This window comes from Roseibium sp. ROS1 (assembly GCF_054658215.1).
Window position 1 is genome coordinate 936,612 of sequence record NZ_BAAGIG010000001.1, and the last position, 19,603, is coordinate 956,214.

A 19,603-nucleotide genomic window follows, 5' to 3' on the forward strand; every position below is an offset into this window, starting at 1 on the left:
AGATCGGGAAGGAAGGGGATCAGACAGGCTTGCGGAACAGCTGGATGCCCCAGGCCAGCTGGCCGGCGTCCGCGGCATCGACCCAGTTCATGAGCCCAAGCGCCATCTTGTCGAGATAGTCGGCGGAAGCGCCTTCGTTGCGCAGCTTGTCGTAGTTGGCGAGAAGCTCCTCGCGTACCCGGAAATAGTGATTGCGCAACTGCTGCGTCATGTCCCGCTGTTCGACGGTTTCAAAGCCCAGTGCTTCTGCCGTCTCGCGGTAGAAGCGCATCGACCCGAGGCTGTTGAGCTGCAGGCGGTCATAAACCGGCTGGAGAGCTTTCGGGTTGGCATCATCGGCCTGCATCGGGTCAGTGAAGATGAAATAGCCGCCCGGCTTCAGCACCCGGTGGACTTCCTGCAGCACCTTGTGGCGCTGATCGGAGTGCAGGATCGCATCCTGGCTCCAGACAATGTCGAAGCTTTCCGGCTGTTCCGGAATATCCTCGAAGACGCCGTGCTCGACGCGGATCCTGTCCTTGAAACCCTGCTGGATGTTGCGGTGCCGGTTGGTGTCGTTCTGGACATCGGAAATGTTCAGGCAGACCGCGCTGCAGCCACTGGCCTTGACCAGCTTGCGCATCGCGCCGCCATAACCGGAGCCGATGTCGAGAACCTTGGCATCCGCACCCAGGTTGGGCAGCATGCCGGCCATCTCGTCGATGGTGAGGTCCGACGCTTCGCGAATGTTGCTGGTGTCGTCGTAAAGGCCGATGTGAAGGTCCTGGCCGCCCCAGACAAGGCTGTAGAAAGTGTCGGCGTCGTCACTGTCGTAGTAGCTTTCGGCAACTTCGCGGATATCCGTTTTGCCGTCTTCAGGGCGCGCGCCACCCCAGCGAACCAGGTGCAGGCTGGATTTTTCGGCAATGTGAATGAAGAAGTCCGGATCGTTTTCCGCAAAGGTCTCCTGGAAGTCACCATAGGTGCGGACCCGCTCGAAGCCTGCCTCCGACAGGAGACGGCGCATGTAGTTCTTGCGGATAGGGCACATGTTGAGCGTGTACTCGGCCCCATCGGGAAAGCTGTATTTGAAGCGGGCGAGGCCTTCGTCCATATGCACCGGTTCGGCCTTCACCTTCTTTCCGGCATAATAGTATTTGTGCTTGTTGGAATAGCCCTGATCTAGCATCGCATCGTAGTTGCGCTGATCGATGATCAGGATGCCGTCGTGTTTGAGCGCGGCATAGAATTCGGCAAGCGCCCGGCGGCGGTCCAGTTCGTCGTGCAAGTGGGTGAAGGAATTGCCGAGGCAGATGATGGCGTCGTATTTGCCCTGAATGTCCCGGTTCAGCCAACGCCAATCAGCCTGTACCGTCTTCAGGATCATGCCGCGTTTCTGTCCGTTCTGGAACGCCTTTGCCAGCATGGCAGCGGAGCCGTCGGCCGAAGTCACGTTAAAGCCTGCGCGGGTCAGCCGCACGGAGTGGAAGCCGGTTCCGGTTGCGACATCGAGCACGGTTTCCTTGCCGCGGGCGCGCAGCACGTCCATGAAGAACTGTCCCTCGCTGTCGGCGCGCGCGTCCCAGTCGATCAACTCGTCCCACTTTTCCACGAACGACATGATGTATTCGCCGCGGTAGAGATCCGTTTCCCGGTCTGCGATCGGATCCCGGCCATAAGCCTGCTCGTCCAGTTGCAATTCGGCATTGGCGGACAGCTGTTGAGCCTGCATGGATAGCGTCTCCTTTTTAAGGCGCGCGATGCCGCACGGAACAGGCCGCAGCGTGCACGCGCTCATGCACCGCCCGGAGGTCGGGCAGCGAGCGTCGGAATGGTTCTGTTACAAGCCCGGCGGGAGGTGCATAGGTGCACTGGGCGGAATTTAGCCGACCCTTTGCGCGAAGGGTCGAGTGCCGGACTTTTCAGGAAGGCGCACAAGGCAGCGAATGGGTGCTGCAGGTGCGGAAGATGGGCTGTTGGAAGCCCTGTACATCCGCTGGTGAAGCGGTGTGCGCCTTTCACTCATTGGGTGCCGGGACCTTAACAAACACCGGTTTCATTACAACAGCCGGTCTCGGAAAAATCGGGAATGAACCGAAAAGCCCTGGTTAAGTCTTTGTAATTAAATAAATCTTTTTTTGTAAAACTTTTCTGACACATTCGTGGGCAGCACACTCCAGGCGTGCTGCCCACTGTTTTCCGGCTGTGTTCATGCGCCCTGATAGTCCGGCATGCGCCGCTCGATCCATCCGGTGAGGCCCTCGTGAACGTCCCGTGTGGCTGCCATACGTGCAAACTGCTCCTGTTCGATCCGCAGGCCTTCGGAAATGGTCGTGTTGAGCCCGCGCGTGACGGCAGTCAGGATCCTGGAAGCAGCCAGCGGCGAGTGACGCAGGATGCGCTCTGCGAGGGCAAAGGCCGCCTCCAGTTCGCTGCCGTCGGTGACGACCTGGTTGACCAGTCCGAGCTCATGAGCTTTGTGCGCGGAAAAGCTGTCACCGGTGAGAAGCAGTTCCAGGGCCCGTTTGCGGCCTGCAAGGCGCGGCAGACGCTGCGTGCCGCCGAAGGTCGGCGGGATGCCGATATTGATTTCCGGTTTGGCAAAGAGTGCGCTTTCGCAGGCGACGGCAAGATGAACCGCTTCGGTGATCTCGCAACCGCCGCCGTAGGCCAGACCATTGACAGCGGCGATGACCGGCTTGGGAAAGTTTTCCAGGCGCGCAGTCATGCGCTGGCCCCGCTGGCAAAATTCGCGTACCGCGACGTCGATGCCCTCCGCGATGGTGCGCGAAAACTCGTGAATGTCGCCACCTGCCGAAAAGGCGCGCCTGCCTGCGCCGGTGATGACGACAGCACGAGTGCCGTCGTCCGCTTCCAGTTCGTTCAGATGAGCCAGGATGAGGTCGTTCGTAGCGTAGTTGAGCGCGTTCAGCTTCTCGGGCCTGTTGAGGGTAAGCAGCGCAATGGGGCCGTGGCGGTCCAGAAGAACAGGGGCAGTCATGGGCTTTGTCCTTGGTTGAAAGTCGATGGCAGGACGCTAGCGACGACGCGCATTGAAGTATATTCACTGGTGAGTATACTTGATCGATGATCAAACCTGCCGAAACAGCCAGAGAGCGGATCCTGACCGCTGCCAACAAGCTCTTCTATGCGGAGGGAATCCGTGCCGTCAGTCTCGACACGATCGCGGAGAAGGCAGGTATCACCAAGAAGACGGTTTATTACCATTTCAAGAGCAAGGACGACCTGATCGAAGCTTATCTGGCGTCTCGAGATCAGCCCAACCTCAATCAGTTCCGGAAGTGGTTTGGGGAAGCCGAAGGTGATCTGCCGGACAAGGTGGAGGCAATCTTCCGCCAGATAGCGCTTTCTGCAAGGCACCCGAAATGGAAAGGCTGCGGTTTCCTGCGAACGGCGGCGGAACTTGCCAATATGCCCGGACATCCCGCAATGAAGGTTGGAGCCGGTCACAAGAAGAAATTCGAGGCGTGGATGGCGGAAGAATTCGAGGCTGCAGGTGTCGGCGGAGCGCCGCACCTGGCCCGCCATATCGTGCTGCTTCTGGATGGCGCGTTTTCAACCATCCTGGTTCACCGCGATCCTGCTTATGCAGAAGCTGCAGGAGAGGCAGCGCGGGCACTGGTAGCATCGGCGACGCTCAATCAGGCAGGCTGACGATCAGTTCCGTCCCCATGAAAGCCTGGCTCCGCCAGTCTTGCTGGGGCACTGGGCTTTCACTCGATCTCTTGCCTTACTGAGCCTCGGCCTAGAAGAACGCAGGATTGCGGGCGACGATCTGATCGACCTGCTGCAACGTGCCTGACAGATGTTCGCGGACAGCGGTTTCCGTGGCCGTTTCGTCACTTGCCTCGATACCAGCCAGGATGAGCCCGTGATATCGCAGGATGCTGGCGGGTTTACCGGGGTCGGGTAGGTTGAGATTGCGCAACCGGTCGATATGGCCGGAGCGCGACGCTACGAGCTGACACAGGCTGGCAAGCCCGACCGCCTTGAACAGCGACAGGTGAAAGCGTTTGTCGAAGGTAGCAAAGAGGCCAAGATCGCCCTCGGCATGTGCCGTTTCCTGAAGCTTGAGGATCTGACGGGCAGGGGCGATGGAGGACTTGTCTTCCTGTCTGGCCAGGGTGCGTGTCACCTCCAGTTCCAGCGACAGGCGCAGAAACTGGGTTTCGCGGGCATGGTCGACATCAATCTTGGAGACTTCGGTCTTGGATTGCGGATAGATGGTCAGCAACCCTTCTTCTTCCAGCTTCATCATCGCATCGCGCACAGGGGTCTGGCTGACGCCGTAATGGGTAGCCAGATCCGTCCGCGACAGGCTGAGCCCGGGCTTGAGGTCCAGCGAAATGATCCGCGCGCGCAGCGATTCCTGGATCTGCTGGCTGACGGAGATCCGCCGGATCCTTTCACCGCTGCCGGCGTCTGCCGCTCTGTTCGGGTCGTCCAGCAACCGAGCCAGTTCAACCGTCATCGCCGATCCTCTCATTCAAACGCACGATTCTTCTCGGGAGAAGATAGAACAGACTTGCAAGAAATGCACTAATATATTAATGCATCAGATAGCGGGAGGAGGAGCTCCCCGCGCAATCGAGTGGAGGACACCATGAAATTCACCGCCGCTGCCCTGGCAGCTTCGGTCTCCGTCATCGCAACAATGGCGCAGGCAGAGACCTTCAGCATTCAGACCTCTTTCAATGCAGGGGACTTTTCGACCCAGTATCTGACGGAAACCTGGCTTCCGAAAATCAAGGAAATGACTGATGGCCGCGTCGAGATCCAGCTGACGCCGAACGGATCCGTGGTGCCGGCAAGAGAAACGCCTGATGCTGTCGCAGCCGGCGTTTTGGATGGCGACTTCACCTCCGTGAACTACTTTGCAGGCCGCGAGCCGGCCTACGCCATCATGGGCGACCTCATCTCCGGCTACGACACGCCGCAGCAGATGATCGGTTTCTGCAAGGATGGCGGCGGCGAAGCCGTGATGCAGAAGGCAGCCGATGCCGTGACCGGGGGAGAAGTGCAGGTCGTTGCCTGCGGGCCTTATTCTCGCGAAGCATTGCCGGCCCGCGTGCCGATCCGCACGTTCGAAGATCTGGAAGGCAAGAAGATCCGCTCTCCGGAAGGTCTTGCCGCCGCGGTCTTCCAGGCTGCCGGTGCGTCGCCGGTATCCATTCCTTTCTCCGAAGTCTATGGCGCTCTGGAAAAGGGCATTGTCGATGCAGCAGACGCCTCGGCCTACGTCAACAACGACGCGACCGGTCTGCATGACGTTGCCCCTTACCCGCTTTATCCCGGCATTCACTCCATGCCGTCAATGCAGTTCACCATCAACAAGGCGAAGTGGGATGCCTTGAGCCCGGAAGACCAGAAAGCCCTGCGCGACTGGTGGTACGAAGCCATGTTCGCAATGGCGGCTGAAGTCGACAAGAAGGACCAGGAACTGGCCGCACGAGATGGGGCTGGCGAGAAGATCGAAGTGATCAACTGGGCCCAGGAAGATCGCGACCAACTGCGCGAGATCGCCCGGAAGGAATGGGAGAACTACGCCCAGAAGTCAGACCTTGCCAAGGAAGCGCTTGACGCGAACCTCTCCTACATGACCGAAATCGGTCTCTTCAAAAACTAGGACCCGGCCAGTGACGCGTGCCCTTGCTTTCCACCTTGCAAGGTGAGGGCACGCAGCTTTCTTGCCAAAGCTCCTGCGCGCGCACAGTCTCGATGACCTGGCCTTGTGCCCGGCCGGATTTGCCTGTCCGCTTCAGGTCTGCATTCAGGGAGAGATGATGAAACGCCTATTCGCGCGTTATGCCGATGTCATGGACAGTGTCAGTGTGTTCATCGGTCATGGTTGTTCCGTGCTGTTTTTCGCCTGTATCGCGGTTTCCGCGCTCGAGGTGGTGATGCGGTACGGGTTCGACAGCCCGACTGTCTGGTCGACGGAACTTGCCATGACGCTCTGTGCTTCGGCCTGGGTGCTTGCCGTTGGTTATGTCACCCAGCGGCACCGCCATATTTCCATCACCATGATCGAAACGCTGGTCAGTCCACGGGTCTGGCGCGTAATGCGCCTGTTGCAGATGGTGATTGCGGCTGGTGCGGTAATTGTCCTGACCATGGCCCTGTGGGATCCGATGCTGAAAGTTCTGAAGCGCACCGAGCACTCGGGAACCGCGCTGAACTCGATCCAGCCGACCTATCTCAAGATCCTGCTTGTTGCTGGTTGCGTTCTCTACATCCTCCAGCTTGCCGCCAACATCATTCGCTGGTGCCAACGCACCGAAGGGGAGATCGCCGGTGGGCATTGAACTCATTACCCTTCTGATCGTCGTCGCGCTGCTGGCGCTGATGGCGCTGGGCGTTCCGCTCGGCATCACCACACTGACGGTGTCTCTGGCAACGGCGATCCTCTATTTCGGCGAGCGTGCCGGTTTCTTCATCGTTGCTGCCAATGTCGGCGAGGTCCTGCACAAGTACGAGCTGATCGCCGTTCCCTTCTTTGTCTTCATGGCCAACGTCCTCGAGCGATCGGGGATCGCACAGTCACTGTTCGACAGCATGGCGATCCTGGGCGGGCGCTTCCGCGGTTCGGTCGCGGTACAGACCTGTGTCGTCGCGGTGGTGCTGGCGGCAATGTCCGGCATCATGGGCGGCGAGATTGTCATGCTCGGCCTGATCGCGCTGCCGCAGATGCTGCGGCTCGGGTATGACCGCAAGCTGTCCATCGGCATCATCTGCGCTGCCGGCGCCTTGGCAACGCTGATCCCGCCCTCGGTCGTTCTGATCGTCTACGGTCTTGCGGCCCAGGTTTCGATCACCAAGCTCTTCGCCGCCTCCGCCGTGCCGGGGCTGATCCTCGCCAGCCTGTTCATCATCTACATTCTGATCCGGGTTCGCTTCAATCCGGCACTGGCACCGATCTACGACATTCCCGAAACCGGTTTGCCGCTGTTCCAGCGCGTCAAGTTCCTGAAAGGGGTTGTTCTGCCAGGGCTTCTGATCGGTGCCGTGCTCGGGGTCATTTATTCCGGCATCGCCACCGTCACGGAGGCAGCGGCTGTCGGAGCCGTGGGTGCTCTCGTGGTTGCCGCCGTCCGCAATGAGCTTACGTGGAAGATGGCACGTGATGCCATGCGGCAGACGGTGCTGACGGTTGGGTCCATCATCTGGCTGGTGCTGGGGGCCGTCTCGCTGATCGGCATCTACAACCGGATCGGCGGCGGCGAATTCCTGCGCGGCCTGCTGACATCCCTTGATATCGCACCGATCCTGGTCATCGTCGTCATGATGCTGATCGTCATGGTGCTCGGCACGTTCCTGGAATGGATCGCGATCATCTTCATCACCGTACCGATCTTTGCACCGGTGGTGGTGGATCTCGGCTTTGATCCGGTCTGGTTCGGGGTGCTCTTTGCCATGAACATCCAGATCTACTACCTGTCGCCACCTTTCGGGCCAGCCTGTTTCTTCCTGAAATCCGTGGCGCCAAAAGATATCCAGCTGCAGGAAATCTTCGCCGCCGTGCTGCCGTTCATCGCCCTGCAAGCTGTCGGCCTGTTCCTGGTGCTGTTATTCCCCGATCTGGCCCTGTGGCTGCCGAACCTGCTGGACTGAGGAGGTTGAGATGAAAATCACCGACAAGGATCTCACCCGTCAGGATGAGGATATCGCACCGGGAGAATTCGCGGACGAAGAACGCCGCGAAGACCGGTTCGGCAACTGGCCGGAGGTTGCCGGCCTCGTCTTCACCCTCATCGTCATCTGGCTGACCTTTGCCTTCACCGGATAAAATCATGACGCACAAAGCCCCAAAAGACTTACGTTCCGCGCGCTGGTTCGCTCCTGACGATCTGCGCAGCTTCGGTCATCGCTCGCGGATGATGCAGCTCGGCTACTCGGAAGAGGACTTCCGTGACAAGCCGGTCATTGGCGTGCTCAACACATGGTCGGAGCTGAACACCTGTCATTCCCACTTCAAGGAGCGGGTGCAGGACGTGAAGCGCGGCGTCTTCCAGGCGGGAGGCTTTCCCGTCGAGATGCCGTCGCTCTCGGTCGACGAAAGCTTCACCAAGCCAACCTCGATGCTCTACCGCAACATGCTGGCCATGGAGACGGAGGAGATGATCCGTTCTCACCCGCTGGACGGCGTGGTGCTGATGGGGGGCTGTGACAAGACCACACCCGGTCTTGTCATGGGGGCGATCTCGGCAGGTGTTCCGATGGTCTATCTGCCGGCAGGCCCGATGTTGCGTGGCAACTACGCCGGCAAGATCCTGGGGTCGGGGTCCGATGCCTGGAAATACTGGGACGAGCGCCGGGCCGGCAACATTTCCGACGATGAATGGCTCGGGATCCAGGGTGGTATCGCCCGCTCGGCCGGCACCTGCATGACCATGGGGACGGCTTCGACCATGACGGCCATTGCCGATGCAATGGGGCTGACCCTTCCGGGCGCATCTTCCATCCCGGCGGTTGATGCGGGCCATCAACGCATGGGAGCCGATTGCGGCCGGCGCATCGTTGAGATGGTCTGGGAAGAACTGACACCGGACCGGATCATCACGGATGCCGCCTGCCGGAACGCCGCTGTCGTGGCGATGGCCACCGGCTGTTCAACCAATGCGGTCGTCCACCTTATCGCGATGGCGCGCCGGGCAGGTGTGGAGCTGTCACTCGACGATCTGGACGCCCTTGGCCGGGTGACACCGCTGATCGCCAATGTGCGACCTTCCGGCAGGGACTACCTGATGGAGGATTTCTTCTATGCGGGCGGCCTGCGCGCGCTGATGAAACAGATCGAGGACCGGCTGGATCTTTCCGCCCTGACCATCACGGGCAAGACGCTCGGTGAAAACCTGGAAGGCGCGGTCGTCTATAACGACGATGTCATCCGACCTCTCTCCAACCCGGTGTACGAGGAAGGTTCGCTCGCCGTTCTGCGCGGGAACCTCTGCCCTGACGGGGCCGTGATCAAACCGGCAGCCTGCGATCCGAAGTTCCATTTCCACGAAGGGCCGGCCCTTGTTTTCGACAGCTATCCGGAAATGAAGGCGGCCATCGATGACGAGACCCTGGAGGTCACGCCAGACCACGTCCTGGTGCTTCGCAATGCCGGGCCTCAGGGCGGGCCCGGTTTTCCTGAATGGGGCATGCTGCCGATCCCCAAGGCGCTGATCAAGCAGGGCTATCGCGACATGCTGCGGATCTCCGATGCGCGCATGTCCGGCACCTCCTATGGTGCCTGCGTGCTGCATGTCGCGCCGGAAAGCTATGTCGGCGGACCGCTGGCGCTGCTGAAGACCGGTGACATCGTCCGGCTGGATCTCGCCAACCGCCGCCTCGACATGCTGGTGGAGGAGGTGGAACTGGAGGCTCGCAGGGCCGCCTGGCAGGCCCCCGTGCCACGGTTTGAGCGCGGCTACGGTTATCTCTTCCAGCGACACGTCACCCAGGCCGACAAGGGCTGCGACTTCGACTTCCTGCAATCCGACTTCGGCCGCACCGCCGGCGAACCCGATATCTACTGAGGACATCATGAGCGACTACACACTTTCCGACGACACCCGCGCGAAACTGAAAAAGGTCTCGACGGCTTCCGTCGCGACGGCGCTCTACAAGCGCGGCCTGCGCAACCAGTTCATTCAGGGTGTGGTGCCGGTAGCTCCGAAAGACGAAAACATGGTCGGTCAGGCTTTCACGCTGCGCTACATCCCGGCTCGGGAAGACCGCAATCCGATCACGGTTTTTCGCAATCCGGACCATCCGCAGCGGGTTGCGATGGAAACCTGCCCGCCAGGCCACGTTCTGGTGATGGATGCGCGCAAGGATGCGCGTGCGGCAACGGCCGGTTCCATCTTGATCACCCGGCTGGCGCTACGCGGCGCTGCCGGTGTTGTCTCCGACGGTGGTTTCCGGGACGCGCAAGGTATCGGCGCACTCGACATGCCTGCCTATTACGCCAAGCCGTCAGCTCCGACCAACCTGACCCTGCATGAGGCGCTGGACATCAACGTCCCGATATCCTGCGGCGATGCTCCGGTCTTCCCCGGGGACGTTCTGGTCGGCGACAAGGATGGCGTCATGGTGATCCCTGCACATCTGGCCGACGAGCTTGCGGACGAATGCACCGGCATGGAGAGCTTTGAGGATTTCGTGCTGGAAGAAGTAAAGGCCGGAACGCCGATCATCGGTCTCTATCCGCCGACGAAGGAAGAAAACGTGCAGAAATACGCGGCCTGGCGACAGAAAACCGGGCGGTAAGGGGGGCTCGCGAGCCGCAATGAAGCCGTCGCGGGTCGAATGGGCCGATGCGTTGTTTGGCGCTCTCGTTACCCAGACCCACGCTACACTCACATCCTCATCCTGAGGAAGCGCGAAGCGCTGTCTCGAAGGATGGGCTGCTTGCTCAGAGTGTGTCGCCCATCCTTCGAGACGCCGCGTGGCGGCTCCTCAGGATGAGGGCGTGGTGAAGGATAGGTCTTGACTGACTGTCACTCCTGTCGCTGCATCAGCCCCGCGTTCTTTGCGGGCAAGTCTACCTTGCCGGCATGCCCTTCGCGCGGAAATGGCGTTTCTGGGCGGCGATGCGGAACTGGGCATTGGCGGCGCCATAGCCCTTGTAGCCGCCGCGGCGTTCGACAATCTCGAAGAAGAATCCTTCGCCGTAGGTCGGGCTGTACAGCTGGAAATATTCGCCGTTCTCGTCTCGGTCATAGAGAATGCCCGAGTTTTTCAGGTCGTTGAGGAAGTCTTCTTCCAGCCCGAAACGGGCATCCAGATCGTCGTAGTAGTTCGGCGATATCACCAGCGGGGTGAAACCGTTGGCTTGCAGTGCCTTCACCGTCTTGAAGATGTCGGCGGTTTCGAACGCGATATGCTGCACACCCGATCCGAAACCTTCCGAGATGAAATGCCCGGCTAGGGTCCTTCGGTTCTCCGCCCCGTTCAGCGTGATCCGCAGGCTGCCGTCATCATTTTCGATGGCCTGGCTGCGGACGAGGCCTGCCGGGTCGATGACATCCACCATGGCAGTCTTCTCCGTGTCGAAGATAGACCGGTAAAACAGAAGCCAGGTGAGCATCTCGTCATAGTTCATCGTCTCGGCGAGGTGGTCGATGCGGATAAGGCCGGCATCGCCTGTCGCCCCACCGTGACCAACCGGTTCGAACTCGATTTCCCACACCCGTGACAGATCCTTGCTGTCGTCGACGAAATGAATGACACTGCCACCGAGAGCGCGGATCGCAGGGATCTTCAATTCGCCCGGCCCGACCGGTTGTTCGAAGGTTTTGGCCCCCAGGGTCTCGGCACGGGCAACAGTTGCCGAAGCGTCCGCAACCTTAAGGCCGATGTCACAGACATTGGTGCCATGCGAGATGTAGGATGCATGGGCGAAGCCGCGCGGGTCGGTGTTGATGACGATGTTGATGCCGCCTTGCCGCCAGAGTTCGACCTCCTTGGAGACGTGCTTGCCGGCCTTGTCGAAGCCGAGCGTTGTCAGCATGGCCGACAAGTCGTTTGCTTCCTTGCGGTCGGCGGCAAATTCAACGAACTCGATACCTGCAACCGGTACCCTGTCGGGCATTTCGGGAACGGGGATCCGGATGCCGGGTTCGGTTCGCCGGACCTGGTCCATCAGGTAGAGCAGGGAGCGATAGCCATCGACCGCAATGGATTTCGGCGAACCGCCACGGAACTGGTCGTTGAAGATTTCCAGCGACAGCACGCCGTCATAACCTGTTGCCGCAACGGCCCGCATGAAGCCGGTCACGTCCAGATCGCCTTCGCCGGGCATGTTGCGGAAATGGCGGCTCCAGTAGAGCAGGTCCATGTTGAAGTTCGGCGCGTCGGCCAGCTGGACGAAGAAGATCTTGTCGCCGGGAATGGCCCGGATCGAATCTGGGTCTATCTTGCGCGACAGGGTGTGGAAGGAATCCAGGATCAGGCCCACGTTGGGGTGGTCGGCCCTGCGCACGATTTCCCAGGCATCGCGGTGATCGTTGACGAAACGGCCCCAGGCGAGGGCCTCATAGCCGATGCGGATACCGCTCCTGGCGGCAAGGTCACCCAGCTCTGCAAGATCATCGGCGGCACGATCGATGCCACCAAGCGCGATGGGAGATACGTTGGAGCAGATCAGCACAAGATCCGCGCCCATTTCCTGCATGAGGTCGAACTTGCGTTCGGCGCGGGCGAAGGTTCGGCTGCGCTGCGGTTCGGGCATGCCTTCAAAGTCGCGGAAAGGCTGAAACAGCGAGATCTCCAGGCCATGGTCGCGGACCATCTGGCCGACGTCCTTCGGACTGCGGTCAAACGCCAGGAAGTCGTTTTCGAAGATCTCGACGCCATCGAAGCCTGCAGCCGCGATTGCGCTGAGCTTTTCGGCTAGGTCGCCTGCGATGGAGACTGTGGCGATGGCGGTTTTCATGGGGACCTTCCGGGGGTTCAGTAGCCCATAATGCGGGGCAGCCAGATGACCGTTTCCGGTACAAATGTGAGGAGGAGCAGCACCAGCACTTCGACGAAGAAGAACGGCAGGATGGCCATGGTCAGCCGGGCCATGCCGACCTGGGCGATGCCTTCGGCGACGAACAGACATAGGCCGAGTGGCGGGGTGATCAGGCCGATCATCAGGTTGAAGATGACAAGGATGCCGAAGTGGACCGGGTCCACGCCCATGCCGACCGCAATCGGATGCAAGATGGGCACCAGCACCAGCATGGCGGCGATGCCTTCCAGAAACAGTCCGACGAACAGGAACAGGAGAATGGTGGCAATCAGGAACGTGGTCTTGCTGTCCACATTCAACAGAACCCAGTCGGTCAGCATGTTCGGAACGCGGTTGTAGGTCAGCAGCCAGTTGGCGGCAGAGACCGCAGCAATGATGATCAGGATGACCGCGCTGTCGCGCATGGCTTCGGAGAAAAGTCGTGGCAGGGCAGACAGCTTGATGTTTCGATAGACGAAGATGCCGAGGAAAAGCGCGTAGGCGACAGCGAAACTTGCCGCCTCTGTTGGCGTCACGATACCGAGCAGGATGGAGCCGACCACGAACACCGGCATCAGCAATGGCAGTATCCCGCCGAGAATGGCCTTGCTGGCCGGTTCCGCGGTCAGCCCTATTGCCTGATCGCCGTGATCGACCTTCACGGTCAGCATTACGAAGACGGAGAGGAAAATCGCCAGCAGAATGCCGGGAATGATGCCGGCAAGGAACAGAGCCGGCACCGAAACGCCGGAGACGATCAGCGCGTAGATGATCACCGGGATGGATGGCGGGATGATGGGCCCGATCACGGATGAGGCCGCCGTCAATGCTGCCGCGAAGGGGCGGGAATAGCCGTGTTTTTCCATCTCGGGAATGAAGACCCGGCCGATGGCGGATGTGTCGGCAACCGCGGACCCGGAAAGACCGGCAAAGATCACCGATGCCCAGATGTTGACGAGCGCCAGACCGGCGCGCAGCCGGCCGACCAGCACATTGGCGAAGGCGATGATGCGGCTTGTGATGCCGCTTTCGTTCATGACCTCGCCTGCCAGCACGAACAACGGAATGGCAAGCAGGGGGAAGGAGTTCATGCCCTTGAACATTTCCGTTGCGACCACGCGCAGGGAATAGGGTGCTTCGCCATAGCCCATGAACACCAGCAAGGCTGCAATGATGGCAAGAGCGATTGGAACGCCGGTGGCGAGCGCGATGAGAAGGATTGCGTAGATCATGCCTGCACCGCCTTGATGGCAGAGATGCGTTCAAAGAACTTGAGAGCGGCGGCCACGGCCAGCAATGCGCCGCCGATGGCGATCGCATACTGCCAGGTGCCGACCTTGGCGACCCAGACCAACGCGTCGATGCCTGTGGTTTCCGCAAGCCAGTTGCCGGCTGATTTCAGGCCCGAAGCGTCAAGGTTGCCTCGGCGAACGGCGAAGGCATGTCCGGAGAAGGCGAGGGCAACACCGGTTGCGAAACTGACCAGGTCGACGGCCGCGAAGAGTTTTTCACGAACGGAGACGGAGAGAAAATCGGTCAGCACCGTGAAGCGGATGTGCCTGTCCTGCAGATAGGCAAGCGCGAGACCGAACATGACACCGTAGATGGTCAGATAGATCGGCAGTTCCTCGCCCCAGGATACCGACTGGCCGACCGTGTAACGGCGAAGCGAATTGACGAAGATGATGGCAAAGACGAGGGCCATCGACAGGCCGGCTCCGAGCGCAAAGAGGCGCCGGGCAAATTCGTTGACCGTTTTCATGTTCCAGGTCCTGCTTGTTCAGCTTTTGGCTATTCAACTGACTTTGATTGAACAGCCAAAAGCTGATCTTTTCCAACATTCCAGAACCCCGGGCGGCAAACCGCCCGGGGTCTTGACCGGATTACTGGCTCGCAGCAGCAACGGATTCCTGCAGGCGGTCGATCCAGACCGCATCCTCACCCAGTTCGCCGCGCAGATATTCGACAACCGCCGGCTGTGCCTTTTCGGCAAAGGCTGCAATTTCGTCGGCGGTCGGAGAATAGACCTGCATGCCTTCTGCCTGAACCTTGTTGACGCCTTCAGCCGTGCTCCACTGCTGGATGGAACGGCCCATGTTGCCGGCAATGCGCGCCGCACGGGCAACCACGGCCTGCTGGGCCGGAGTGAGCGACTGGTAGAATTCGTCGGAGATCAGGATGAAGTCGGCGGCATAGACGTGGCCGTCGAGGGTCATGTATTTCTGCAGCTTGTGCAGACCGTTGTTGTAGATCACGCCGACCGGGTTTTCCTGGCCGTCAACGACACCGGTGGAAAGCGCGTTGGGCAGTTCGGTCCAGGCGATCGGGGTCGGCTCGCCGCCGAGGCCTTTCACCATTTCCACGTAAAGCGGGATCGGCTGCACACGGAATTTCAGGCCTTCCATGTCCGCAGGCGTTCGGATCTCGCGAGTGCCGTTGGTGAAGTTCCGGAAGCCGGTTTCGCCATAAGCCAGCGTGCGCAGGCCAGTCTGTGCAAGGCAGTGTTCGGCAAGGGCATCGCCGAAATCACCATCCAGCACGTCCCAGGCAATGGTTGCGGAAGAGAAGGTGTAGGGAATGTCCAGAACGGACGCGGCCGGGCAAGCCTTGGACATGGCACCGGACACCAGCACGACCTGGGTCAGGTTGTCCTGGGCCTGGGCGACCAGCTCGTCTTCGTTGCCCAGCGCACCGGCCGGGAACAGTTCCACCGTCAGATCGGTTTCACCTTCAACGATGTTCTTGAAGATATGAGCGGCAGCACCTTTCTTGGAGGCGGTCCATTCGTCCGGGTCGACATGGGCCAGACGGATTGTCTGAGCCTGGGCCGCCGCGGCGAGGCCGACTGTGAGAAGGGCAGTAGCTGCCAGGGATGAGAATTTGAAACGCATGACTTCCTCCCGTTTGCGTAACATTTTCAAAATGACCATTTCCGCTTTCGTGATGATGTGAAACCGGAAGGGGTTAAGCGTCCGCGGTTTCCCGCGGCATTTCATCGAAGGCGTCGAACGCCGCCTTCATCCGGACCGGATCGGCACGCCGACCGGTAAAGAGTTCAAAGGCCCGTACAGCCTGGAACACCGCCATGCCGGACCCGGGCAGCACCCGGCAGCCGAGCCGTCTCGCGCCAGCCAGAAGTTCCGTTTCGAGCGGGAAATAGACGATGTCCGCAACCCACATGTCGGGCTTGAGCAGCGCGAGCGGGAACGGTGTTCCTGGTGTCTTGGCCATGCCGACCGGGCTTGCGTTGACGATGCCGGACAGGTTGGCGCAGCTTGCTGCATCAAGGGTCGTGACCGGTTCCACGGTCAGTCCCTGACGATTTGAGCGAACCTGCCGGGCAAGTTGCTCCACGCGCACGGTGTCGACGTCGAAGATCTTCAGGTGTTGGACACCGCAATCCGCCAGCGCGTGGGCAACTGCAACGCCGGCTCCACCAGCGCCGATGAGAAGCACCGTCTTCAGGGACACGCCGATCATGTTCTGGCGAAAACTCTCGGCAAATCCCCACAGGTCGGTGTTGTGGCCAATACGCTTTCCATCCCGGAACACGATGGTGTTGACCGAGCCGACAGCCGCCGCGTTGGGCGATAGCTGGTCGAGCAGCGGGATCACTTCCATCTTGAACGGGTAGGTCACGTTGAGACCGTTGAAACCGGTCACTTCGGCCGCGTGCACAATAGCTTTCAGGTTCTGTTCGTCCTCGGGAAGCGTATCGACATCGATAATGCGATAGACGCCGCGCAGGCTCTGGGCTGCTGCTTCGGCCATGTGCATTTCCGGCGTCCTGGAACGGGCAATACCCCTTCCGATCAGGCCGGCCAGTACGATGTTGCTTGCTGCTTCCACCCAGGTTCCTCCCAGAAACCTCATTTGGCAGCCCCATTTTCGGGGTCTGTATGCCTGGAGACCGCATCTCCTGATTTTCAAAATGTACTAACCAGTTAATTCAGTCAAGCGAAATGTACTGCCCGGTTAATTTGGACTGGTAACCCGGCTCGGGCTGGTTTAGAAAAAGGCATGTCGATCAATGAGTCTGAGCTGCCGGAAAAAAATTCTTCGCGGGGTCGCTGGAAGCAGGACCCGGAGGGAGTGCGTGCGAATATCCTGGCCGTCGCCCTGGAGGAATTCTCCGCGAACGGTCTTTCCGGTGCGCGCATGGATGAAATCGCGGCCAAGACGCGCTCATCCAAGCGCATGATCTATTATTATTTCGGCGACAAGGAGAGCCTCTACCTCAAGGCTCTGGAAGCGGCCTACAAGAAGGTGCGCAAAGGCGAAGAACAGCTGGAGCTGAACCATTTGCCGCCAAGGGATGCACTGTCGAGGCTTGTAGCCTTCACTTTCGATCACCATCGCGAAAGCCCTGCGTTCATCCGTCTGGTCATGATCGAAAACATTCATCATGGCCGCTATCTCGAGCAGTCGGACGAGATCAAAAGCCTGAACGAAGCGGCGATTTCCCAAATTGCCGGCATTTATGCAAAAGGGGTGGCCGAAGGCGTCTTCCGCGATGGCCTGACGCCTTTGAGGATCCATTGGCTGATCTCGGCCATGAGCTTTTTCAACGTCTCCAATGCAACGACCTTCTCCATGCTGTTCGGTCCGGAATTGCAGTCGGCATCCGGTCAGGTTTCCCTCAAGGGCGATGTCTGCGAAACGGTAATGCGTTTCGTCGCTGCCTGATGTTCGAGCGCCAGCAAGGCTCTTCTTCTGTACCCACCTTCTCGTTTCCTCCCCCGATCCGGAGGCTGCTCAACCTGTGGCGGCAATTGACAGCGCTAAAGAAACTATATAACTAGAAATATAGTTATATTAAATGAGGCGCAGATGGATCTGGAAATTGCAGCGCAAGGGTTTGCGGCACTGGGCTCGGAAGCCCGGTTGCAGGTGGTGTTGACCCTGGTGAAAGCCGGGCAGGGTGGTTTGACGGTCGGCGATATTCAGACCCGCACGGGCATGCCTGCGTCAACGCTTGCGCATCATCTGAAGTTTCTCGCCTCGGCAGGCCTGGTGTCCCAGGAAAAGGACGGCCGCTCGGTCATCAACCGGGCAGCCTATGGCCATCTGGAAAACCTTGCCGGTTACATCCTGAAAGAGTGCTGCGTGGACGAAAAGGGTTGTGAGTGCCCATCCTCGCAAAAGGAGCCCGCCGATGTCTGATGCGATGAACAACCTTCAGCCGAGTGGCGGCGGCGCAAGCTGTTGCGCTCCGAAGACCGCCTGCTGCAGCACGCCGGCTTCGAAATGGTCCCTGAAGTCTCTCGCCGTTTCGAAATACCTTCTGTCGACCTGGACGATTGTCGTCGGCGGTCCGTTGCTTGTGCTGGTACTGGACCAGCCGCACTTCGTCGCTTTCGTAACCTTCGCGCTCTCCGCCTTCGCGGGCACATTGCCGTATATTGCTTTTGCCGTTGCTTTGATCGCCTGGCTCAAGGCGGCCGGCGCAGAGGCGTTCGTCGGACGTGCGTTCGAGGGACGCGAGACACAGGCAATCTTTCTCGCAGCCCTGTTTGGTGGTCTCGCACCGTTCTGTTCCTGCGAAGTCATCCCGTTCATTGCCGGTCTTCTGGCGGTTGGTGCGCCGTTGTCAGCCACCATGGCGTTCTGGCTGTCCTCTCCCTTGATTGACCCGCCGACATTGCTGATCACTGCCGGTGCACTGGGATGGCCCTTTGCCGTCGGCAAGGCGGTCTTTGCGGTGGCGCTGGGTCTTTTTGGCGGTTTTTCCGTCGCACTTGCGCTGCGTAGCGGCTTTCTGGCCAATCCGGTGAAAATCGGGGCGGCGACCGGTGGCTGCGACTGTGGCGCTTCTGCGAAGACAGGGCGGCCGGTCTGGCAAATCTGGAAAGAGACTGAGCGCACCGACAAGTTCCGGGTCGAACTGAAAGCCAATGCACTGTTTCTGATCAAGTGGCTGGCACTGGCGTATGTGCTGGAAGCAGCTCTCGTCACCTATGTCCCCGCAGACCTGATTGCGCAGGCTGTTGGCGGCGACGGGCTGGGGGCAATTCTTCTGTCCGCTTTGATCGGCATGCCTGCCTATCTCAACAGCTACGTGGCGCCGCCACTTCTGGCTGGTCTGATGGACCAGGGCATGAGCGCCGGTGCCGCGATGGCGTTCATGATTGCGGGCGCTGTCAGCTCGATCCCGGCAATGGCTGCCGTCTGGTCACTGGTCAGGCCGCAGGTCTTTGCCGCTTACATCGGTCTGGGATTTGCGGGTGCGGTGCTGTCCGGTCTTGTTTTCCAGCTGATCTTTTGAGGGAGTGACAATGCGTACGAACGTTTCTGTCACGGTCAGAGCGGATGAGGCTCGCCACAAACTGCTGGTGCCGGTCGGCTTGCCGACGCCACACCAGATGCCGGTCGGTTTCGAGATCAGGGGCGGAAAGCTGGGCCTGGCCGGAGAAATCACTACCGGCCAGATGGTGGCCGTGGTGTCGGTGGAACCCGGGGCAGACGTTGTGGTGAATTACGAATACCGCGACGAAGGGTCGGGCTATCCTGATGCAGTGTTTGCGCCACTGCGCAACCGTTTTACCCGGGCAGCTCAAGATCTCGTCTATGATGCGATCAACATTGCCGACAGTCAGCCCGACGGTCACGCCGCCATTCAGGCGCTCGTCAACGCGGCGGCCGAAAAGTTCCGCTATGCCCATCCTCAGGTTCGTTTCAACGAGGGGCATGAAGAAGTGCCCTATTTGTCGTGCGGGCTGACCGAAGGGTCCTGCGTCGACATCAACACCTACCTGATCGCCAGCCTGCGTGCCGCCGGCTTCGAAGCCGGTTACGTGACCGGATACTTTTTCCCGCAAGAAAAGAACGGCAGCTGCGACGACATGCACTGCTGGGTGGTGACACGGCATCAGGGTGTGGTGCTGGAGTGGGACATTGCCCATCACCTGAAGATGGGCACACGGGAGATCTGTTGCGGTCTCAACCCGAAGCCGGGTGACCGGGTCGCGCTGGCCCATTCCATGGGGCTGACATTTCCCGAACTGGGGATCTTCTGCGAAAAACTGATTGCAGAGCCCGTCTGGCTTTCGCCGGACGGGCTGGAAAAGGCGGAGATCACGATCCGACGGGATATCGTCTGACGTCGCCAGGGGAGGAGGT

General features: G+C 60.0%; 19 protein-coding genes. 11 read left to right on the plus strand and 8 right to left on the minus strand.

The window, feature by feature from the left end; all coding sequences use genetic code 11:
• Positions 1-19 precede the first annotated feature (19 nt).
• Positions 20-1,711: a glycine/sarcosine N-methyltransferase gene (locus tag ACYQ6M_RS04150; protein ID WP_460072293.1), complete on the minus strand. Its 1,692-nt coding sequence runs from the start codon at positions 1,709-1,711 to the stop codon at positions 20-22.
• A gap of 477 nt (positions 1,712-2,188) precedes the next feature.
• Entirely contained in the window at positions 2,189-2,980 is a 792-nt protein-coding gene (locus ACYQ6M_RS04155; RefSeq protein WP_460072295.1) for a crotonase/enoyl-CoA hydratase family protein, read from the minus strand.
• Positions 2,981-3,066: 86 nt separating this feature from the next.
• Between ACYQ6M_RS04155 and ACYQ6M_RS04160 the strand changes: the two genes are divergently transcribed.
• A complete protein-coding gene (locus tag ACYQ6M_RS04160; RefSeq protein ID WP_460072297.1) occupies positions 3,067-3,654 on the plus strand; it encodes a TetR/AcrR family transcriptional regulator in 588 nt (195 codons plus the stop codon).
• A 91-nt stretch (positions 3,655-3,745) separates the two neighbouring features.
• On the opposite strand, the gene ACYQ6M_RS04165 is transcribed toward ACYQ6M_RS04160, so the two are convergent.
• Complete coding sequence (locus ACYQ6M_RS04165; protein WP_055655682.1) at positions 3,746-4,471, minus strand: GntR family transcriptional regulator; 726 nt, start codon at positions 4,469-4,471, stop codon at positions 3,746-3,748.
• 132 nt (positions 4,472-4,603) lie between these two features.
• On the opposite strand from ACYQ6M_RS04165, the gene dctP (ACYQ6M_RS04170) reads away from it, so the two are divergent.
• From dctP (ACYQ6M_RS04170) to ACYQ6M_RS04195, 6 genes are all read left to right on the plus strand, one after another.
• Positions 4,604-5,626, plus strand: coding sequence for a TRAP transporter substrate-binding protein DctP (dctP, locus tag ACYQ6M_RS04170; protein WP_022997935.1), 1,023 nt, complete (start codon positions 4,604-4,606; stop codon positions 5,624-5,626).
• Between the two features lie 157 nt (positions 5,627-5,783).
• Positions 5,784-6,305 (plus strand): TRAP transporter small permease subunit, encoded by a 522-nt coding sequence (locus ACYQ6M_RS04175; protein WP_031268181.1) that lies wholly within the window; start codon positions 5,784-5,786, stop codon positions 6,303-6,305.
• A complete protein-coding gene (locus ACYQ6M_RS04180) occupies positions 6,295-7,611 on the plus strand; it encodes a TRAP transporter large permease (RefSeq protein ID WP_460072300.1) in 1,317 nt (438 codons plus the stop codon). Before ACYQ6M_RS04175 ends, ACYQ6M_RS04180 begins: the two co-directional genes overlap by 11 nt.
• A 10-nt stretch (positions 7,612-7,621) precedes the next feature.
• Positions 7,622-7,786, plus strand: coding sequence for a hypothetical protein (locus ACYQ6M_RS04185; RefSeq protein WP_460072302.1), 165 nt, complete (start codon positions 7,622-7,624; stop codon positions 7,784-7,786).
• 4 nt (positions 7,787-7,790) lie between these two features.
• The gene (araD, locus tag ACYQ6M_RS04190) at positions 7,791-9,524 is read left to right on the plus strand and encodes an L-arabinonate dehydratase (protein ID WP_460072304.1); all 1,734 of its coding nucleotides are present in this window, start codon (positions 7,791-7,793) and stop codon (positions 9,522-9,524) included.
• A gap of 7 nt (positions 9,525-9,531) precedes the next feature.
• Entirely contained in the window at positions 9,532-10,257 is a 726-nt protein-coding gene (locus tag ACYQ6M_RS04195; protein ID WP_460072306.1) for a ribonuclease activity regulator RraA, read from the plus strand.
• A 274-nt stretch (positions 10,258-10,531) separates the two neighbouring features.
• On the opposite strand, the gene ACYQ6M_RS04200 is transcribed toward ACYQ6M_RS04195, so the two are convergent.
• The 5 genes from ACYQ6M_RS04200 to ACYQ6M_RS04220 all read right to left on the minus strand — a co-directional run bounded on the left by ACYQ6M_RS04200 (position 10,532) and on the right by ACYQ6M_RS04220 (position 16,357).
• The gene (locus ACYQ6M_RS04200) at positions 10,532-12,424 is read right to left on the minus strand and encodes a bifunctional sugar phosphate isomerase/epimerase/4-hydroxyphenylpyruvate dioxygenase family protein (protein WP_460072308.1); all 1,893 of its coding nucleotides are present in this window, start codon (positions 12,422-12,424) and stop codon (positions 10,532-10,534) included.
• Positions 12,425-12,441: 17 nt separating this feature from the next.
• Positions 12,442-13,716, minus strand: coding sequence for a TRAP transporter large permease (locus ACYQ6M_RS04205; RefSeq protein ID WP_460072310.1), 1,275 nt, complete (start codon positions 13,714-13,716; stop codon positions 12,442-12,444).
• Positions 13,713-14,246: a TRAP transporter small permease gene (locus ACYQ6M_RS04210; protein ID WP_075284281.1), complete on the minus strand. Its 534-nt coding sequence runs from the start codon at positions 14,244-14,246 to the stop codon at positions 13,713-13,715. Before ACYQ6M_RS04210 ends, ACYQ6M_RS04205 begins: the two co-directional genes overlap by 4 nt.
• A 121-nt stretch (positions 14,247-14,367) precedes the next feature.
• Positions 14,368-15,375, minus strand: coding sequence for a TRAP transporter substrate-binding protein DctP (gene dctP / locus ACYQ6M_RS04215; protein WP_031268177.1), 1,008 nt, complete (start codon positions 15,373-15,375; stop codon positions 14,368-14,370).
• Between the two features lie 73 nt (positions 15,376-15,448).
• Positions 15,449-16,357: a shikimate dehydrogenase gene (locus tag ACYQ6M_RS04220; RefSeq protein ID WP_228929728.1), complete on the minus strand. Its 909-nt coding sequence runs from the start codon at positions 16,355-16,357 to the stop codon at positions 15,449-15,451.
• 147 nt (positions 16,358-16,504) lie between these two features.
• Here ACYQ6M_RS04220 and ACYQ6M_RS04225 point away from each other — a divergent pair, with 147 nt between their 5' ends.
• From ACYQ6M_RS04225 to ACYQ6M_RS04240, 4 genes are all read left to right on the plus strand, one after another.
• Positions 16,505-17,170: a TetR/AcrR family transcriptional regulator gene (locus tag ACYQ6M_RS04225; RefSeq protein ID WP_022997922.1), complete on the plus strand. Its 666-nt coding sequence runs from the start codon at positions 16,505-16,507 to the stop codon at positions 17,168-17,170.
• A 144-nt stretch (positions 17,171-17,314) separates the two neighbouring features.
• Positions 17,315-17,647: an ArsR/SmtB family transcription factor gene (locus tag ACYQ6M_RS04230; RefSeq protein ID WP_075284283.1), complete on the plus strand. Its 333-nt coding sequence runs from the start codon at positions 17,315-17,317 to the stop codon at positions 17,645-17,647.
• Positions 17,640-18,749 carry a permease gene (locus ACYQ6M_RS04235; RefSeq protein WP_460072313.1) on the plus strand — a complete coding sequence of 370 codons (1,110 nt, stop codon included), beginning with the start codon at positions 17,640-17,642 and terminating at the stop codon, positions 18,747-18,749. The genes ACYQ6M_RS04230 and ACYQ6M_RS04235 overlap by 8 nt, the downstream gene beginning before the upstream one ends.
• A 10-nt stretch (positions 18,750-18,759) precedes the next feature.
• Positions 18,760-19,584, plus strand: coding sequence for a transglutaminase-like domain-containing protein (locus ACYQ6M_RS04240; protein WP_460072315.1), 825 nt, complete (start codon positions 18,760-18,762; stop codon positions 19,582-19,584).
• Positions 19,585-19,603 lie beyond the last annotated feature (19 nt).

Coding starts and splice junctions, on each gene's coding strand:
- ACYQ6M_RS04220 (WP_228929728.1), bottom strand. CDS start 16,357: ATGAGGTTTCTGGGAGGAACCTGGGTGGAAGCAGCAAGCAACATCGTA.
- ACYQ6M_RS04210 (WP_075284281.1), bottom strand. CDS start 14,246: ATGAAAACGGTCAACGAATTTGCCCGGCGCCTCTTTGCGCTCGGAGCC.
- ACYQ6M_RS04235 (WP_460072313.1), top strand. CDS start 17,640: ATGTCTGATGCGATGAACAACCTTCAGCCGAGTGGCGGCGGCGCAAGC.
- dctP (WP_031268177.1), bottom strand. CDS start 15,375: ATGCGTTTCAAATTCTCATCCCTGGCAGCTACTGCCCTTCTCACAGTC.
- ACYQ6M_RS04195 (WP_460072306.1), top strand. CDS start 9,532: ATGAGCGACTACACACTTTCCGACGACACCCGCGCGAAACTGAAAAAG.
- dctP (WP_022997935.1), top strand. CDS start 4,604: ATGAAATTCACCGCCGCTGCCCTGGCAGCTTCGGTCTCCGTCATCGCA.
- ACYQ6M_RS04165 (WP_055655682.1), bottom strand. CDS start 4,471: ATGACGGTTGAACTGGCTCGGTTGCTGGACGACCCGAACAGAGCGGCA.
- ACYQ6M_RS04230 (WP_075284283.1), top strand. CDS start 17,315: ATGGATCTGGAAATTGCAGCGCAAGGGTTTGCGGCACTGGGCTCGGAA.
- ACYQ6M_RS04160 (WP_460072297.1), top strand. CDS start 3,067: ATGATCAAACCTGCCGAAACAGCCAGAGAGCGGATCCTGACCGCTGCC.
- ACYQ6M_RS04155 (WP_460072295.1), bottom strand. CDS start 2,980: ATGACTGCCCCTGTTCTTCTGGACCGCCACGGCCCCATTGCGCTGCTT.
- ACYQ6M_RS04185 (WP_460072302.1), top strand. CDS start 7,622: ATGAAAATCACCGACAAGGATCTCACCCGTCAGGATGAGGATATCGCA.
- ACYQ6M_RS04175 (WP_031268181.1), top strand. CDS start 5,784: ATGAAACGCCTATTCGCGCGTTATGCCGATGTCATGGACAGTGTCAGT.
- ACYQ6M_RS04150 (WP_460072293.1), bottom strand. CDS start 1,711: ATGCAGGCTCAACAGCTGTCCGCCAATGCCGAATTGCAACTGGACGAG.
- araD (WP_460072304.1), top strand. CDS start 7,791: ATGACGCACAAAGCCCCAAAAGACTTACGTTCCGCGCGCTGGTTCGCT.
- ACYQ6M_RS04205 (WP_460072310.1), bottom strand. CDS start 13,716: ATGATCTACGCAATCCTTCTCATCGCGCTCGCCACCGGCGTTCCAATC.
- ACYQ6M_RS04200 (WP_460072308.1), bottom strand. CDS start 12,424: ATGAAAACCGCCATCGCCACAGTCTCCATCGCAGGCGACCTAGCCGAA.
- ACYQ6M_RS04225 (WP_022997922.1), top strand. CDS start 16,505: ATGTCGATCAATGAGTCTGAGCTGCCGGAAAAAAATTCTTCGCGGGGT.
- ACYQ6M_RS04240 (WP_460072315.1), top strand. CDS start 18,760: ATGCGTACGAACGTTTCTGTCACGGTCAGAGCGGATGAGGCTCGCCAC.